Origin of the sequence: Sagittula sp. S175 (assembly GCF_049800975.1) — a bacterium.
Taxonomy (GTDB): Bacteria; Pseudomonadota; Alphaproteobacteria; order Rhodobacterales; family Rhodobacteraceae; genus Sagittula.
This window is the reverse complement of record NZ_JBNAGB010000026.1, coordinates 47,475-63,262: the sequence shown is the minus strand read 5'-3', so window position 1 is coordinate 63,262 and position 15,788 is coordinate 47,475. Positions and strand designations below refer to the sequence as shown.

The following is a 15,788-nucleotide window of genomic DNA, read 5'->3' as shown; positions in this document are numbered from 1 at the left end:
TTTACCAAGGTTTCCCGATTTTAAGGGGTGAACCGGCCGGTTTGTGGGGGATAAACGGCCGGATGTTAACCTTTGTAGCGTGACGTTGCGTCATAAGAGGTTAACGCCGGACTTTCCCAAAGGGAGTCGGGGCATAGCCCCGACCTACGCCCCTGCGCAGCGGTGCCCCCGTCAGGCCTCGTCGAAATAGTCCGCGTGCTGGGCGCTGACGCGGGCGAGGACGTTGCCGATGTCTCCGAGATGGGTGCGGAGGTTGGATTCGGCGGCGGCGGCGTCGCCCGCCACCAGCGCTTCCACGATGGCCTTGTGTTCGCCGTAGACGCTGCGCTGGCGTTCGCCCGACAGGGTCAGAAAGCGGATGCGGTCCATGTGGGCCTTTTGTTCTGCGATCAGGTCCCATGCGGGGCGGTGACCCGCGATGGTGGCCAGGATCCGGTGAAAGCTGTCGTCGAGGGCGTGGAAAACCGTCGGGTCCGAGGAATCCAGCGCGGCCTCCTGCGCGTTCAGGCTGGCCTGCAATTGGCGGGCGGCCTCGGGTGTCATGCGGGTCGTCGCCTCGCGCAGGCATTCGCATTCGATGGCGGTGCGGATGAAGGCGGCGTCCATGACGGCCTTGCGGCTGATTTTCGTGATGAGCGTGGCGCGCTGGGGCCGGATCAGCAGGAAGCCCAGTTTCGACAGGCGAAAGAAGGCATCGCGCACAGGCTGGCGGGACACGTTGAGTTGCGCGGCCACGTCAGCCTCGGAGACCCGTGTGCCCGGCGGAAGCTGCAACGAGATCACCGCATTGTAGAGCGTATCGAACACGAGGTCGGTGGCCGACTTCTGCGGCGCGACGGAGAGACTGGCGAGGGCGGTATCTGACATGCGCGTCCTGTTGGCTGGTCTCGCGAGTTTAGACAAGAGGGTTCGTTGACACAACTGCTCAACTAGCATATTAGCGGATTAACTTCTGAGGGGAGCTTTTCATGCAATTGACCGATCCGGACCGTCTTTTCCCGGTGGAGCCTGCGCTGCGCGGACTGGCACGCGAGCTGTACGATGGCGTGAAGAGCCTGCCGATCGTCAGCCCGCACGGCCATTGCGACCCGCGCTGGTTCGCCGAGAACAAGCGGTTCCCGAACCCGGCAGAGCTGTTCGTGATCCCCGACCATTACGTGTTCCGGATGCTGGTGTCGCAGGGCGTGGCGCTGGAGGAGTTGGGCGTGCCGCGTGTCGATGGTGGCGCGGTGGAGACGGACCCGCGCGCGATCTGGCGGCGGTTCGCCTCGGCCTATCACCTGTTTCGGGGGACGCCCTCGGCCATGTGGTTGGACCATTCCTTCGAGCATGTGTTCGGGCTGGATGAGGTGCTGTCGGCGGAGACGGCGGATGCGTACTACGACCACATTGACGCCTGTCTGGCGAAGCCGGAGTTCCTGCCGCGCGCGCTGTTCGAGCGGTTCAACATCGAGGTGCTGGCGACCACCGAGGGCGCGCTGGATGACCTGAAGTGGCACGGGATGATCCGCGAGAGCGGGTGGAGGGGACGGGTTGTCACGACCTATCGCCCCGATGCGGTGGTGGACCCCGATTTCGAGGGCTTTGCCGCCAACGTCGAGGCGTTTGGCGCGCTGACCGGCGAGGACACCTCGACCTGGGACGGCTACCTGACGGCGCATCGCATCCGGCGGATTTTCTTCAAATCCATGGGGGCGACGGCGTCGGACCACGGGCACGCGACGGCGCGGACGGAGAACCTGTCCAAGGCCGATGCGGCGGCGCTGTTCCAGAAGGCGCTGGCCGGGACCTGCACGCCGGACGAGGCGGATGCCTTCCGCGGCCAGATGTTGACCGAGATGGCGCGCATGTCGCTGGAGGACGGGCTGACCTTGCAGATCCACGCCGGGTCGCGGCGGAACCACAGCCGGGACGTGTTCCAGCGGTTCGGGCGGGACAAGGGCTTCGATATTCCGGGGCGGACCGACTATGTCGCGGCGCTGAAGCCGATGCTGGATGTCGTCGGCATGGAGCGCGACCTGACGGTGATCCTGTTCACGCTGGACGAGACGGTCTACGGGCGCGAGCTGGCGCCGCTGGCGGGGGCCTACCCGGCGCTGCGGCTTGGGCCGCCGTGGTGGTTCTTTGACTCCTATGAGGGGATCAGGAAGTTCCGCGAGGCGACCACCGAGACCTGCGGGTTCTACAACACCGCCGGGTTCAACGACGACACGCGGGCCTTCTGTTCGATCCCAGCGCGGCATGACGTGGCGCGGCGGTCGGACTGCGCCTATCTCGCCGGGCTGGTCGGCACCGGGCGCCTGCGGGAGGCGGACGCGCACAGCGTGGCGCGGGATCTGACATATCAACTGGCGAAGGACGCCTACGGGCTCTGACGCTTTCTTCAGGGAGGAAAGACAATGAAATCGGTAATGTTTGGCCTGATGGCCTCGGTCGCGATGGTGGGTGCGGCAAGCGCCTGCGAGATCACGCTGCGGTCGTCGGACACGCACCCGGAGGGCTATCCGACGGTCGTGGCCGTGCAAGAGATGGGCAAGCTGCTGGAGGAACGGTCCGGTGGGCGGCTGTGCGTCGAGGTGTTCCATTCGGCCCAGCTGGGCGAGGAAAAGGACACGATCGAGCAGACCCAGCTGGGCGTGATCGACCTGAACCGCGTCTCGCTTGGACCGTTCAACAACATCATCGAAGAGACCAAGGTCTTCTCGCTGCCCTATATCTTTGCGGGCACCGACCACATGCACAAGGTGGTGGACGGCGAGATCGGTGAGCGCATCCTGAACGAGTTCCAGAACCACCAGCTGGTCGGTCTGGCCTATTATGACGGTGGCTCGCGGTCGTTCTACAACTCGCAAAAGCCGATCACCTCGATTGCCGATATCGAGGGCATGAAGTTCCGCGTCATGCAGTCGGACGTTTTCGTCGACATGGTCGATGCACTGGGCGGCAACGCCACGCCGCTGCCCTATGGCGAGGTTTATTCCTCGATCCAGACTGGCGTGATCGACGGGGCCGAGAACAACTGGCCGTCGTATGAGTCGTCCGGTCACTACGAGGTGGCGGGTTACTACACGCTGGACCAGCACCTGATCGTGCCGGAAGTTCTGGTGATGTCGCAGGCGTCCTGGAACAAGCTGTCCGAGGAAGATCAGGCGCTGGTGCGTCAGGCGGCCAAGGATTCGGTGCCGGTGATGCGCAAGCTCTGGGCCGAGCGTGAAGCGGCGTCCGAGGAGAAAGTCCGCGCAAGCGGTGTCGAGGTCGTCAGCGACATCGACAAGCAGCCCTTCATGGATGCGATGAACCCGGTCTACGAAAAGCACGTGACCTCGGACAAGCTGAAGGCGCTGGTGAGCGATATTCGCGCGGCGCAATAAGCACGATTTCGGGCGGGATCTGCATGGTCCCGCCCGGATACCCTTTTGGGTGGGCGTTCCAAGGCCGGGACAGGGAAGAAAATGCAAGAAACCGTGTTGAAGCTGTCGGCGGTCATAGCCCGCGCGACGAAGGTCTTCCTATGGCTGGCGGCGGCTGGTCTGGTGGGCATGACGGTGCTCATCGGCTGGCAGGTCTGGGGGCGCTTCGTGCTGAACGACACGCCGACCTGGACCGAGACGACCAGCATCCTGCTGCTTGGCTGGTTCATCTTCCTCGGCGCGGCCGTGGGCGTGCGTGAGGGCAATCACCTGTCCTTCGACGTGCTGCTCTATGTCCTGCCGGAGCGGGTGCAGCGGTTGCTGCATTCGGTGTCGGACATGGTCGTGATCGCCTTTGGCGCGGGCATGGTCTGGTACGGCTGGCAACTGGCCGAGACGACCTGGAACACGACCATCCCCAACCTCGGGATCAGCGGCGCGGTGGCGTTTTTCTCGCTCATCATCGGCGGTGTTCTGATGATCCTTCTGTCGCTGGAGCGTCTGCTGCGGCGGGCGGTGGGGCTGAACACTTCGCGGTTTGGCGACGACCCGGTGCAGGAATGAGGCCCGGTCTCGAAGGCGTTGCCCGGCAGGCGGCCGGGCGGAACATCGGCGCGCGCGCGCATCACGGCCCAGCAAGGGACATCTCATGGAACTGATCGTTCTCTTCGGCACCTTCACGGTGCTTCTGCTCATCGGCACGCCGGTCGCCTTCTGCCTTGGCGTCGCGTCCTTCGCGACCATCGCCTTTATCGGGTTGCCGCCAGTGGTGGTGTTCCAACGGCTGAATTCCGGCATCAGCGTCTTTGCGCTGCTGGCGATCCCCTTCTTCATCTACGCGGGCGAACTGATGGTGCGGGGCGACATAGCCCGACGATTGGTGGCGCTGGCGGGGGCGGCCGTGGGGCACATGCGTGGCGGGCTGGGGCAGGTGAACATCGCGGCCTCGGTGCTGTTCGGCGGGATTTCCGGCTCGGCGGCGGCGGATGCCTCGGCCATCGGCGGGTTGATGATCCCGCAGATGGAGGAGCGCGGCTACGGCAAGGATTACGCGGTGAACGTGACGGTGACCTCGTCGATCATCGCGCTGATGCTGCCGCCCTCGCACAACCTCATCATCTATTCGATCAGCGCGGGCGGGCGGCTGTCCATCGCGGACCTGTTCACCGCCGGGATCATTCCGGGGCTGTTGCTGGCCGTGGCGCTGATGGTTGCCGCCTGGGCCGTGGCGAAGAAACGTGGTTATCCGACAGAGCCTTTTCCCGGCCTGCGCGCCATGGGGGCGCTGCTGTTCAGCGCGCTGCCGGGGCTGATCCTTGTCGCCATCATCTTTGGCGGGGTGCGGTCGGGGATCTTCACCGCGTCGGAATCGTCATGTATTGCAGTGATTTACGCGCTTGCGGTGACGTGGTTTGTCTACCGCTCGTTGCCATTCGCGGAATTCGTGGAGGCGACGAAAAGCGCGGTGCGCACGTCCTCCATGGTGCTGCTGGTCATCGGCTCGGCGGCGGCATTCGGCTGGCTTCTGGCCTACCTCAAGGTGCCGGCCGACCTCGTGACCTGGATGAAGGGGCTGAGCGAGAACCCCATCGTCATCATGCTGCTTTTGAACGTGATTTTGCTGTTCCTCGGCACCTTCATGGACATGTCGCCGCTGATCGTCATCACGACGCCGATCTTCCTGCCGGTGGCCACGGCCTATGGCGTTGACCCGGTGCAGTTCGGCATCATCCTGATCCTGAACCTTGGCATCGGGCTATGCACGCCGCCGGTGGGGGCAGTGCTGTTTGTCGGCTGTGCCGTGGGGCGCATCCGCATCGGCGAGGTGATCCGCACGATCTGGCCGTTCTACCTGGCCGCCGTGGCGGTGCTGCTGATGGTGACCTATATCCCGGCGCTCTCGCTGTGGTTGCCGGGGGTGTTCCGATGAGCGGCTTTGTACAGACCTATCCGGTGGTCGCGCCCGATGCTGGCGTCTTGCGGCAAGTGTTGTCGGAGCGGGCCGAGTTGATGGTGGTCTCCTTCCGCTTCGAAGAGGCCGCCGAGGGCAAGCGCCACAACCATCCGCATGTGCAATCCACCTACGTGAAATCCGGGCGGTTCAGGTTCTTCGTGGGTGACGACGCGTTCGAGGTCGGGCCGGGGGACAGCTTCGTGATCCCGTCGATGGCGTGGCATGGCTGTGTCTGCCTCGATCCGGGCGAGCTGATCGATACCTTCACGCCGCGCCGCGATGATTTTCTATGAATGACGCCGAAAGGACATGAGATGACCGTACATGCTGAAACCCGCTATGCCATTGATCCGGCGACAGCAAAAGAGCTGGATACCGAGGGGCTGCGCGCGCATTTTCACGTGGGTGATCTGTTCGCGGCGGGCGAGATCCGGCTGGTCTATTCGTATTACGACCGGCTGATCCTTGGGTCGGCGGTGCCGGTGGAGGGTCCGCTGGTGCTGGACCATGTGCCCGAGACGGGGACGGCGACGATCCTCGAGCGCCGCGAGATGGGCGTGCTGAACATCGGCGAGGCTGGGGTGGTCGAGGTGGGCGGAGTGTCCCATGACGTGGGCCGTGGCGAGGTGCTGTATGTCGGCATGGGGTCCGGTCCGGTGACCTTCCACGCGCCGGGGCGGTTCTATGTGCTGTCGGCGCCAGCACACCGCGTTTGCGCGACGAAACTGGTCACTTTCGGTATGGCGCGGCATGTCGAGCTGGGCGCGCAAGAGACCTGCAACGAGCGCACAATCCACCAGTTCATTCACCCAGAGGTTGTGGATTCCTGCCAGCTTGTCATGGGCTACACGCAGTTCAAGCCGGGGTCGATCTGGAACACGATGCCTTGTCACACCCATGATCGTCGGATGGAGGCCTATCTGTACTTCGACGTGCCGGAGGGGCAGCGGGTGTTTCATTTCATGGGCGAGCCGTCGGAGACGCGTCACATGGTGATCGCCAACGAAGAGGCGATCATCTCTCCGCCCTGGTCGATCCACGCAGGCGCGGGAACTGCGGCCTATACCTTCTGCTGGGCCATGGCGGGGGATAACGTCGATTTCACCGATATGGACATGATCGCCATGGAGGATTTGCGGTGAGCTTTCGCATCGAGGGCAAGCGGGCGCTGGTGACGGGGGCCAACACCGGTATCGGGCAGGCCATTGCCGTGGGGCTGGCCGAGGCGGGTGCGCATGTGATCTGCGCGGGGCGGAGATCCTGCGTGGAAACGGTCGCTTTGTGCACGAAGGTTGGGACGGCAGAGGAGTTGCTGTTCGATCTGGGGAAGATCGAGGATGCTTTGGCGGCTTTTCCGGACGATCTGGATATCCTGGTCAACAATGCCGGGATTATTCGGCGGGAGGACTCGGTCGCGTTTTCCGAGAAGGATTGGGACGACGTGATGGACGTCAACCTGAAGGCCGTATTCCTGCTGTGCCAGCGCTTTGCCAAGAACGCGCTGGCGGCGGGGCGCGGGGGGCGGATCGTCAACATCGCGTCGTTGCTGAGTTTTCAGGGCGGCATCCGGGTGCCGTCCTATACCGCGTCGAAACACGGGGTGGCCGGTCTGACGAAGATCTTTGCCAACGAATGGGCAGCGCAGGGGATCAACGTGAATGCGGTGGCTCCGGGTTATATCGCGACGAACAACACCGAGGCGCTGAGGGCAGATAGTGCACGAAATCAGGCCATTCTGGACCGTATCCCCGCCGGGCGCTGGGGCGATCCGGAGGATATTGCCGGGGCGGTGGTGTTCCTGTGTACCCCGGCGGCGAAATATGTCACCGGAGCGGTGTTGAATGTCGATGGAGGGTGGCTTGCTCGGTAAGGCAGAGGATCAGCCGAGGCTGATGCGGACGGGGCACGCGCCCCTCACGGGGATCGTGCATCTGGGGCCGGGGGCGTTCTTTCGCGCCTTCAATGCGGTCTGGACCGAGGAGGCGATGGCGGCCGAGGGCGGCGATTGGGGGATCTGCGCGGTGTCGCTGCGCTCTCCGACCGCGCGGGACCAGATGATGCCGCAGGGCGGCTGCTACACGGCGGTGGAACTGGGGCCCGAGGGCGAAACGCGGCGCGTGATCGGTGCGGTGACCGAGGTGCTGGTGGCCCCCGAGGACCCGGAGGCGGTGGTCGACCGCATGGCCGACCCGGATGTGAAGATCGTGTCGCTCACGATCACCGAGAAGGGCTATTGCCACGATCCGGCGACGGGAAAGTTAAACCGGGAACATCCCGATATCGTGCACGATCTTGCCAACCCGGGCGCGCCACGGTCTGCGCTGGGCCTGATCTGTGCGGCGCTGGAGGTACGGCGCGGTGCGGGCGATCCGCCGTTTACCGTCATGAGCTGTGACAACCTGCCATCGAACGGTGCCGTGACGCGGGGCGTCGTGCTGGAATATGCCCGGCTGCTGATGCCGGAACTGGCAGACTGGATCGCGGCAGAGGGCGCGTTCCCCTCGACCATGGTGGACCGGATCACGCCTGCGACGACCGAGGCCGACGTAACGGCTCTGGCGCGTGCTGAAGAGTACTACGATCCGGCAATGGTGGTGCATGAACCGTTCCGCCAGTGGGTGATCGAGGAGCATTTCGTGTCGGGCCGTCCGGCCTGGGACAAGGTGGGCGCGCAGATGGTCGCCAATGTGGAGGCGCATGAGCTGATGAAGCTGCGTTGCCTCAACGGGACCCATTCGACGCTGGCCTACCTGGGCTACCTGGGCGGCTACGAAACGATTTCCGAGACCGTGGCGGACCCCGCCTATGCGGCGCTTTGTGAACGGCTTTGGGCAGATGAGATCATTCCGACCCTGCCGCAGCCGGAGGGCGAAGACCTTCAGGCCTATTCCAAGGCACTTTTGGCACGATACCGCAATCCGGCGATCCGGCACCGCACGTGGCAGATCGCCATGGACGGCAGCCAGAAACTGCCGCAGCGCCTGTTGGGTACGATCCGCGACCGGCTGGAGGCGGGCGTCGTGCCGGAGGGGCTGTGCCTCGCCGTAGCCGCATGGATGCGTTACGTCGGCGGGGTCGATGAGCAAGGCAAGGCGATCGACGTGCGCGACCCGCTGGCCGAGCGGCTGAAGGCTGCGTCGGACCGGGGCGACACGCCGGAGGCAAAGGTTGCGGCACTGCTGGACCTGCGCGAGGTCTTTGATGCCACGCTGGCGGCGGACGCGCGGTTCCGGGCAGCGGTGACGGCGGCCTATGTCTCGTTGGTCGAGAAGGGAGCGCAGGCAACGGTGGCCGAGGCCAAGGCCTGACGTAACGGACATTTCAGACAGCATGGCACCGCCAACTGCAAGGTTGGCGGTGTTTTTTGTCATACGCCTCTGACGTTAATGATGGTTTTTTATCTTCTGACATTCATTTTGGTGGTCAGGTATCGGACATGATGCTTAAACATAAGTTATGAATACTCCTTAATGACATGAAATAACTCTGAAATTTTTGTCACGCTTCTGTGTGTGCGACGAAACATCTTGTTATTTCGCGCCTTGATGTGTGATAACATTACCTCATGAAAAAGAGAGTGTCATATCTTCTCGTGGCTTGGGCGTTGATCGTTTCCCTGGCGCTCTTCGGCTTTGCCCATCGGGTTCCCGGCACGGAGCAGGTGCTTCAGGCTGCGGTTGTCCTGCAGGCTGACATCTGCGGGGACGGCGACGGCAACGCTGAGGAGGGCTGTCCGGCCTGTCGTTTGGCCTCCGCCTTTGCGCTGGCAATGCCTGCGGTAAACCTGATCGTCTTGGAGCTGGGCCTCGATGCCGAAGCGGTTGTGCCGCGTCATGATCGGCGGGCTTCCCTGGTGCCATGTGACACCCGTTGTGCGCGCGGGCCACCCATCGGCTGAGACTTGGCCGCCTTGGTGGCGTCTGGACGATAAAATTTCAGAATAACAATGACTTCGCATGGGGCGTCGCGGTCGCGGCCGGGCGCTTGGCGGTGCGGTGGGTCGGCCAATGCTTTGGGATGAGCAGGGGAGCGAACGTATGGGCAAGATGAATTGCATGTGCGAGGCTGAAGGCCGCGCATGGACGGCGTGCCAGCCCTTCCGGGTGGGGCTGTCGATACCGGAACAGGTGTTGTTGGGGGCGGCCTTTGACCGCCGGGTGTTGCAGGCCGAGGCGTGTCTGGCCGACGGCTGGCACTCGGAACATCCGCCTGTCGTCCTGGTGCAGCGCGGCGCCCTGGTCGAATTCCTGCCAGACCGAGACGGTGGGATGCATGTGCTGGGACTGGTGCTGCCGGGCGAGATGGTGATCCCCACGGGGCGGCGCATGGCACAGCGTCAGTTGCAGGCGGTGGCCGAGACCGAGGTGCTGGTCAGCACCGCCGATCGTTTTGACGTCTTGCTGGAGGAGGTGCCGCAGGTGCGTGTGAACCTGCTGAACATGGTGCAGACGCAATTGGCGGATGCCCGGACCTGGCAGGTGGTGCTGGGGCGCAAGACAGCGACGGAGAAGGTGGCGACGCTGGTGCTGTGGCTGTGGGAGCGCCAGGGGCGGGCGGTGGAGGTGCCCCTGCATCTGAGCCGCAGCGGGTTGGGGCAGTTGACCGGCCTGTCGGTGGAAACCGTGTCACGGCAGATGAAGCGGCTGGAGCGCGCGGGGGCCGTGCGTTTGCCGGCACCGACGCGATTGATCCTGCGTAACGAGGCGGTGCTGCGGGACATGGCGGGAGAGCCGGAGCGTGAAGGACACTTCACATGAGGGGATGCGCGGCACGAAGGCGAGGTGTCGCGCCGCGCCGCCATGTTGAAATGCCCGAACGTGGTGGGTAAAGGGGACGGAATTCGGGTTCGAACCCGCTGGTCGGATTGCGTCAGCGCGCCTGCGGTGGCGTCGCCAACGGACGTTGTTGCGTATCACCTGGGGGACGACAAACCGGAAGAAACGCGGTTTCGTGCCCTGACACCGGCAAGATCCGCTGCGGAAGAATGGAGCTGTCGCCTTGAGTAGTTCAGCAAATCCAACAGCTTCGACGGCCGCAAAGCTTTCGGTGGCCCCGATGATGGATTGGACGGACCGCCATTGTCGGTATTTCCATAGGCTCATCAGCCGCGAGGCGTTGTTGTATACCGAGATGGTGACGTCTCCGGCCTTGGTGCGGGGGAATGCGTTGTATTTGCTGGAGTACAGCCCCGAGGAGCATCCCGTGGCCTTGCAGCTGGGCGGATCCGACCCGGTGGAGCTGGCGCAGGCGGCGAAGCTGGGGGCGCAGGCGGGGTATGACGAGATCAACCTCAACTGCGGCTGTCCGTCGGATCGCGTCCAGTCGGGGACCTTCGGGGCGGTGCTGATGCGACATCCGGGCACTGTGGTCGATTGCGTGAAGGCGATGCAGGACGCGGTGAGTGTCGAGGTCACGGCGAAATGCCGCATCGGCGTGGACGATCAGGACCCGGAGGCCGTGTTGCCAGATTTCCTTGACCGTCTCCAGCGGGCGGGGTGTCGGCGGGTGACAATCCACGCACGCAAGGCGTGGCTGCAAGGGCTGTCGCCCAAGGAGAACAGGGATATTCCGCCGCTGGATTACGATCTGGTGTTGCGGATGCGGAAACAGTTTCCGGACATGCACCTGTCGGTGAACGGTGGCATCACCTCGTTGGACGAAGCGCGGGCGTTTCTGGCGCAGGGCTTGGACGGGGTGATGATTGGGCGTGCGGCCTATCATCAGCCGTGGGACGTGCTGGGGCAGGCGGATGCGCTGTGGGGGATGGACCCGGTGCGGACGCGTGAGGACGTCGTGGCGCTGATGCTGCCCTATATCGAGGCGCATCTGGCGTCGGGCGGGAAGCTGTCGCAGGTGACGCGGCACATGCTGGGGCTTTATGCCGGGCGACCCGGGGCGCGGAAGTGGCGGCAGGTTTTGTCGACCGAGGCGCACAAGCCCGGTGCCGGGCCGGAGGTGGTCGAGGCGGCGCTGGAAGCCGTTCTGGCCGAGGCGGCATGACACCGCTGAAGACCCTTGGCTGGCAGCGGTTTCCGGCGGATGCGCGGAGCCGCGCTTGGGCCGGGGCCGCGCGGGCAGAGGGCCTGCGGGTGTTGGCGGACCCGGCGATGCGGGCGCAGTGGCTGCAATGCGAGGGCACCTGGTTCGTGGGCGTCGATGCGCTGGCGAATGCGGTCGATGGTGCGATCGGCGGCGTGCCTCTGGGCGGGCTGGCCGTGGATGCGCTGGGGCCGTTGCCGCCGCTGCATCGGGCGCAGCTTTCGGTTGTTTTCCCCGGCTATCCCCGACCGCGTGCGGGCGAGAGCGAGGCGGCCTTTCGCTACCGGCGCGACCGGGCGGCGGCGCATGTGGACGGGATCACCGCCGAGGGCGCGGAGCGGCGGCGGCAGGTGACGGAGCCGCATGGCTTCATCCTTGGGATAGGGTTGAGCGAGGCAGACCCGCAGGCCGCGCCGCTGACGGTCTGGGAGGGCAGTCATCGCGTGATGCGCGAGGCGCTACGTGGCCCGATCGAGGCGGGGCAGGCGGATGTGACCGAGGCCTATGTGGCTGGAAGACGGAGGGTTTTCGAAACCTGCCCAAGGATCGCGGTCGCCCTGCAGCCGGGGGAGGCGGTGCTGCTACACCGTTTGACGCTGCACGGAATCACCCCATGGGAGAACGGCGCCTCGGCCGCGCCCGAGGGACGGATGACGGCCTATTTCCGACCTGTGGTGTCGCCCGATCTGCGTCAATGGTTGGGGATTTGACCCTTCGTTTCATCAACGGAAACAGTGACGCCTCAATTAACCAGGATAATCGGAAATATCGCGAACAACCGTTAAAACTTTGATAAGGAATAACGGGGGTCTGTTTGCCGCCCGAAATGATCTTGGGGGATTGTTATGCTTTTGCTTACGTTGCTGCCGATGTTGTTGTTTGCCGCGATTGGCGGTCTTTGGGACAGTGGGTCCAGCGACGAAGACGAGTTTCCTGCGTCCACCAACCCCGGTAGCACGACCGGCGAGGATACTATTCCGGATACGCCCACGTCGGGCGAGACGCCCGACCTGCTGATGGGCACCACCGGCGATGACGACGTGACGCTTGGGGACACGGACGACCTGTTCTACGGGTTGGCTGGCAATGACATGATCCGGCTGGGCAGTGGGGATGACACGGCGGATGGCGGCGAAGGGGACGACACGATCCTTGGCGGCGCGGGTGACGACCTGATCTACCTCAGCGAAGGCGACGATTCCGCTTCGGGCAACTACGGCGACGACACGCTGCGTGGCGGGCCGGGCAACGACACCCTCGGCGGCAACCTTGGCGAGGACAAGCTGGTCGGTGGTGACGGCGACGATTACCTCGATGGTGGCCCGAACAACGACAAGCTGGTGGGCGACGACGGCGACGATACGCTGATGGGGCAGGGCGGCAACGACCTGATCTACGGCCTGAACGGCAATGACTCGATCGACGGTGGCGCGGGGAATGACTCGATTTCCGATGGTGCGGGCGACGATACGGTGATCGCGGGTGACGGCAATGACGTCGTGTTCCTGTTCGACGGCACCAACACCGTGACCACCGGAGCGGGAAATGACGCCGTGGTTGCGACGCTGGGGTCGGGCACCCTCGACACGGGCGAAGGCGATGACTCGGTGACCATGGACGGCACTGGCGCGGCGGAGGGTGCGACCGAGCTGGCGAACTACACGGTGGCGCTGGGCAACGGGGACGACGTGTTTGCCGGGGTGGGCGATGCCTCGACCGTTGATGGCGGCGCGGGGGCTGATACGCTTGTTGGTGACGGCGAGCTGCACGGTGGCACCGGCGACGATCTCTTTGGCGGCAACGGCGTGTTCTATGGCGAGGCCGGGAATGACACCTTCGTGGCGGATGACACCACCACGGGTCAGGTGATGGACTTCAACTCCGGTCAGGACATGATCCTGTTCCAGTTGTCCGAGGACCTGATCCCTGCGGTGGCCGAGGGCGAGACGGCGCCTGCTGTCACGACCGAGATCACCGAGCAGGCAGACGGCACCTTCCTGGTTGAAGCGTCGGTGGGGGACACGGTCGTGGCGTCGATCCTGTCGGCCACGCGGGTGAACCCGGCGGATGTGGCGGTGCAGATGATGCCGTCGACGGCTGCGGCTGCGGCTTGATGGACTGACATGCGGGAGGCGCTGCCTCCCGCTGGAAAGTAGAGCGGGGGAGGCTCTGCCTCCCCCGGGCCCCCTCCGAGGGTATTTTTATCAAGATGAAGGACAGGCCAGCGTCATGGATGGACGTGGGTCTTTTCGTGTCCGGGGTTTGTCGGAAAGACGCGGCGGGCGGCGGTGGCAGGCCGCGCGTCAGTCGCGCGCCTTGAGGCGGGCGGCACGGCCGCCGCGACGAGTCTTGATCTGGGTTTCGCGCGACGGGAGGGTGTCCATGATCGCGCGGCGTTCGTCGTTGGTCATGCGTGACCAGCCTGCGATTTCATCCAGCGTGCGCAGGCAGCCGGTGCAGATGCGGGCTGCCGGGTGGATGACGCAGATTTTGACGCAGGGGCTTTGGATTTCGTCGCGCACCCAGACTTCGTCCTTCATTTCGCTGTCTTGTCCTTCATGCCGCCAGGAATCGGAGCCTGTCCAGTGCCCCTTGCAGGATATAGGAGGCGGCGACGTGATCTATGACCTCGGCGCGACGTTTTCGGGACGTATCCGCCTCCAGAAGCGCCTTTTCGGCGGCGACGGTGGACAGGCGTTCGTCCCAGTAACTGATCGGACCCTGCCAAAGTTGCGCAAAGTTGCGGGCGAAGGCGCGGGTGGACTGGCAGCGCGGGCCCTCGGTGCCGTCCATGTTGCGGGGCAGGCCGAGGATGAGGCCACCGATGCGGCGGTCCTTGATGATCTCCAGCAGGCGCTCGGCATCGGTGGTGAATTTCTTGCGCTTGACCGTTTCCAGCGGCGTCGCGACCGAGCGCAGTCCGTCCGAGACCGCGACGCCGATGGTCTTGGTGCCGAGGTCGAGGCCCATGAGCGCGGTCATGGGCGGCAGGGCGGCGGCGAAATCGGCGATGTCGTCGTGGATCACTGCGCCACCCCGACGCGTTCGGCGGCGGCGCGGATGGTGGCCAGCGCGTCGTCCTTGCCTTCGAAGACGGCCTGCGCCTCGGTCCAGATCCTGCCGGCCTGTTCGGTGTCGCCCAAGACCCCAAGCGAGGAGATCAGGCGCGCCCATTCGTCCGGGGTGCCGCCCTCGGTCGCGAGGCGTTCGGACAGTTGTCCCACCATGCCCCGGATCATGTTTTGACGGTCCTCGTCGGTCATGTCCTGTGCTGCGGCCACGTCGGCGGCGGAGGGGCCTTTGAGGCCCGGTTCGGGCGGCAGCTGGAACTTGTGCTGACCGGCGCGCATGGCCATTTCCTCGATCTGGGCGCGGATCGGGGACATCCAGGGATCGTCCGGCTGGCTTTCCTCCATCAAGGCGTTCCACATGCGGAAGCCGATGTCGGGGCGCCCGGTCTGGGCCATCATCAGACCGCCGTAAAACCGGGCCACGCCGTTCTTCGGGTCCATCTGGAGGGCCTGTTCGAGGGCTTTCTGCGCCTCGGGCGAGACGTAGCCGCCGGCCGCGAGCACCATCATGTCGGCGAGGTCGGCGTAGTCCTTGGCAGTCGCGCTGTCGCCCTTGATGCGGATGATGGCCTGTTGCGCCGCGTAGGAGGCCTTGTAGTTGCCGATGGCGGCCTCGGAGCGGGCGAGGAGGGTCTGGCCCTGCAGGTCATCGGGGCGGTTCGCCACGGCGGCGCGGAGTTTTTCGACCAGCGCGAGGTAGTCCTCGGTGGCGCCTTCGGGGGCGGGCATCTGCGGAACGGCGGCTTCAGCCTCGGCCTGGCTGCCGCGATCACGCAGGTTCTGTTGCGCGGTGAGCATGCGCATCTTCAGCGGCTGGTCGGGATAGCCGGGCGCGCCAAGCAGGCTGTACATGCCAAAGCCGCCACCCAGCATCAGAACGGCCACCACGGCGGCAACCGCGCCGCTGATGCCCTTGGGCTGGTTTGTGGCGGCTGTCTCGGACGTGGCCTTTGCGTCGGCGGCCAGCAGTCGGCGACTGATCTCGACGCGCAGGCGCTCGGCCTCCTCGGGGTCGATCTTGCCCCGTGCGGCGTCGCTGTCGATCTCGGTCAGCTGGTCACGGTAGACCTGAAGGTCGAAAGCCTCGGCGGGGCCAGTCTCGCGGCGGCCCATCACGACCGACCACGCCAGCCCGAGGGCCACCACCAGCGCCATTGCGCCTGTCAGGATCCAGAACAGCATGTTTCCTCCCTATTCGTCGGTCTTACATCTATGTATTCGGGCGTCGGCATGAAAGGGAAAAAGGCTGCGGCGCTTGGTCCTGGCGAAAGCGTGATCGGGCGGTTTTGGCGCGGAAATGCGGCGTTTGCCGCC

Annotated in this window: 17 protein-coding genes; 13 read left to right on the top strand and 4 right to left on the bottom strand. The window is 64.8% G+C overall.

What is annotated here, in order from left to right; all coding sequences use genetic code 11:
- Nucleotides 1–171: 171 nt before the first annotated feature.
- A complete protein-coding gene (locus ACP16H_RS22730; RefSeq protein WP_425074517.1) occupies nucleotides 172–867 on the bottom strand; it encodes a GntR family transcriptional regulator in 696 nt (231 codons plus the stop codon).
- A gap of 101 nt (nucleotides 868–968) precedes the next feature.
- Between ACP16H_RS22730 and uxaC the strand changes: the two genes are divergently transcribed.
- The 13 genes from uxaC to ACP16H_RS22665 all read left to right on the top strand — a co-directional run bounded on the left by uxaC (nucleotide 969) and on the right by ACP16H_RS22665 (nucleotide 13,517).
- Nucleotides 969–2,375, top strand: coding sequence for a glucuronate isomerase (gene uxaC / locus ACP16H_RS22725; protein WP_425074516.1), 1,407 nt, complete (start codon nucleotides 969–971; stop codon nucleotides 2,373–2,375).
- A gap of 24 nt (nucleotides 2,376–2,399) precedes the next feature.
- A complete protein-coding gene (locus ACP16H_RS22720; protein ID WP_425074515.1) occupies nucleotides 2,400–3,371 on the top strand; it encodes a TRAP transporter substrate-binding protein in 972 nt (323 codons plus the stop codon).
- Nucleotides 3,372–3,452: 81 nt separating this feature from the next.
- A complete protein-coding gene (locus tag ACP16H_RS22715) occupies nucleotides 3,453–3,974 on the top strand; it encodes a TRAP transporter small permease (protein WP_425074514.1) in 522 nt (173 codons plus the stop codon).
- A gap of 85 nt (nucleotides 3,975–4,059) precedes the next feature.
- Nucleotides 4,060–5,340, top strand: coding sequence for a TRAP transporter large permease (locus ACP16H_RS22710; RefSeq protein WP_425074513.1), 1,281 nt, complete (start codon nucleotides 4,060–4,062; stop codon nucleotides 5,338–5,340).
- Nucleotides 5,337–5,657 (top strand): cupin domain-containing protein, encoded by a 321-nt coding sequence (locus ACP16H_RS22705; protein WP_425074512.1) that lies wholly within the window; start codon nucleotides 5,337–5,339, stop codon nucleotides 5,655–5,657. Before ACP16H_RS22710 ends, ACP16H_RS22705 begins: the two co-directional genes overlap by 4 nt.
- A 21-nt stretch (nucleotides 5,658–5,678) precedes the next feature.
- Nucleotides 5,679–6,506, top strand: a complete 828-nt coding sequence (gene kduI, locus ACP16H_RS22700; RefSeq protein ID WP_425074511.1) for a 5-dehydro-4-deoxy-D-glucuronate isomerase — start codon at nucleotides 5,679–5,681, stop codon at nucleotides 6,504–6,506.
- Nucleotides 6,503–7,234, top strand: a complete 732-nt coding sequence (gene kduD, locus ACP16H_RS22695; RefSeq protein WP_425074510.1) for a 2-dehydro-3-deoxy-D-gluconate 5-dehydrogenase KduD — start codon at nucleotides 6,503–6,505, stop codon at nucleotides 7,232–7,234. The genes kduI and kduD overlap by 4 nt, the downstream gene beginning before the upstream one ends.
- A gap of 22 nt (nucleotides 7,235–7,256) precedes the next feature.
- Nucleotides 7,257–8,672, top strand: a complete 1,416-nt coding sequence (locus ACP16H_RS22690; RefSeq protein WP_425074530.1) for a mannitol dehydrogenase family protein — start codon at nucleotides 7,257–7,259, stop codon at nucleotides 8,670–8,672.
- A 269-nt stretch (nucleotides 8,673–8,941) separates the two neighbouring features.
- Nucleotides 8,942–9,262 (top strand): hypothetical protein, encoded by a 321-nt coding sequence (locus tag ACP16H_RS22685; protein ID WP_425074509.1) that lies wholly within the window; start codon nucleotides 8,942–8,944, stop codon nucleotides 9,260–9,262.
- A gap of 139 nt (nucleotides 9,263–9,401) precedes the next feature.
- A complete protein-coding gene (locus ACP16H_RS22680; protein ID WP_425074508.1) occupies nucleotides 9,402–10,121 on the top strand; it encodes a Crp/Fnr family transcriptional regulator in 720 nt (239 codons plus the stop codon).
- A gap of 241 nt (nucleotides 10,122–10,362) precedes the next feature.
- Entirely contained in the window at nucleotides 10,363–11,364 is a 1,002-nt protein-coding gene (gene dusA, locus ACP16H_RS22675; protein WP_425074507.1) for a tRNA dihydrouridine(20/20a) synthase DusA, read from the top strand.
- Entirely contained in the window at nucleotides 11,361–12,113 is a 753-nt protein-coding gene (locus ACP16H_RS22670) for a hypothetical protein (protein WP_425074506.1), read from the top strand. The genes dusA and ACP16H_RS22670 overlap by 4 nt, the downstream gene beginning before the upstream one ends.
- A 135-nt stretch (nucleotides 12,114–12,248) precedes the next feature.
- Nucleotides 12,249–13,517 (top strand): calcium-binding protein, encoded by a 1,269-nt coding sequence (locus tag ACP16H_RS22665; protein WP_425074505.1) that lies wholly within the window; start codon nucleotides 12,249–12,251, stop codon nucleotides 13,515–13,517.
- A gap of 189 nt (nucleotides 13,518–13,706) precedes the next feature.
- Here the strand turns inward: ACP16H_RS22665 and ACP16H_RS22660 are convergent, their stop codons facing one another.
- The 3 genes from ACP16H_RS22660 to ccmI are packed head-to-tail and all read right to left on the bottom strand — an operon-like array spanning nucleotide 13,707 to nucleotide 15,656.
- Nucleotides 13,707–13,943 carry a DUF1289 domain-containing protein gene (locus ACP16H_RS22660; protein WP_425074504.1) on the bottom strand — a complete coding sequence of 79 codons (237 nt, stop codon included), beginning with the start codon at nucleotides 13,941–13,943 and terminating at the stop codon, nucleotides 13,707–13,709.
- 16 nt (nucleotides 13,944–13,959) lie between these two features.
- On the bottom strand, nucleotides 13,960–14,430 hold the full coding sequence (gene ruvX, locus ACP16H_RS22655) for a Holliday junction resolvase RuvX (protein ID WP_425074503.1): 471 nt from the start codon (nucleotides 14,428–14,430) through the stop codon (nucleotides 13,960–13,962).
- Nucleotides 14,427–15,656 carry a c-type cytochrome biogenesis protein CcmI gene (gene ccmI / locus ACP16H_RS22650; RefSeq protein ID WP_425074502.1) on the bottom strand — a complete coding sequence of 410 codons (1,230 nt, stop codon included), beginning with the start codon at nucleotides 15,654–15,656 and terminating at the stop codon, nucleotides 14,427–14,429. Before ccmI ends, ruvX begins: the two co-directional genes overlap by 4 nt.
- Nucleotides 15,657–15,788: the final 132 nt, after the last annotated feature.

What these genes read in the sequence shown, in the direction of transcription:
- ACP16H_RS22730 (WP_425074517.1), bottom strand. Translation starts at nt 867, where the DNA reads ATGTCAGATACCGCCCTCGCCAGTCTCTCCGTCGCGCCGCAGAAGTCG.
- uxaC (WP_425074516.1), top strand. Translation starts at nt 969, where the DNA reads ATGCAATTGACCGATCCGGACCGTCTTTTCCCGGTGGAGCCTGCGCTG.
- ACP16H_RS22720 (WP_425074515.1), top strand. Translation starts at nt 2,400, where the DNA reads ATGAAATCGGTAATGTTTGGCCTGATGGCCTCGGTCGCGATGGTGGGT.
- ACP16H_RS22715 (WP_425074514.1), top strand. Translation starts at nt 3,453, where the DNA reads ATGCAAGAAACCGTGTTGAAGCTGTCGGCGGTCATAGCCCGCGCGACG.
- ACP16H_RS22710 (WP_425074513.1), top strand. Translation starts at nt 4,060, where the DNA reads ATGGAACTGATCGTTCTCTTCGGCACCTTCACGGTGCTTCTGCTCATC.
- ACP16H_RS22705 (WP_425074512.1), top strand. Translation starts at nt 5,337, where the DNA reads ATGAGCGGCTTTGTACAGACCTATCCGGTGGTCGCGCCCGATGCTGGC.
- kduI (WP_425074511.1), top strand. Translation starts at nt 5,679, where the DNA reads ATGACCGTACATGCTGAAACCCGCTATGCCATTGATCCGGCGACAGCA.
- ACP16H_RS22690 (WP_425074530.1), top strand. Translation starts at nt 7,257, where the DNA reads ATGCGGACGGGGCACGCGCCCCTCACGGGGATCGTGCATCTGGGGCCG.
- ACP16H_RS22680 (WP_425074508.1), top strand. Translation starts at nt 9,402, where the DNA reads ATGGGCAAGATGAATTGCATGTGCGAGGCTGAAGGCCGCGCATGGACG.
- ACP16H_RS22670 (WP_425074506.1), top strand. Translation starts at nt 11,361, where the DNA reads ATGACACCGCTGAAGACCCTTGGCTGGCAGCGGTTTCCGGCGGATGCG.
- ACP16H_RS22665 (WP_425074505.1), top strand. Translation starts at nt 12,249, where the DNA reads ATGCTTTTGCTTACGTTGCTGCCGATGTTGTTGTTTGCCGCGATTGGC.
- ACP16H_RS22660 (WP_425074504.1), bottom strand. Translation starts at nt 13,943, where the DNA reads ATGAAGGACGAAGTCTGGGTGCGCGACGAAATCCAAAGCCCCTGCGTC.
- ccmI (WP_425074502.1), bottom strand. Translation starts at nt 15,656, where the DNA reads ATGCTGTTCTGGATCCTGACAGGCGCAATGGCGCTGGTGGTGGCCCTC.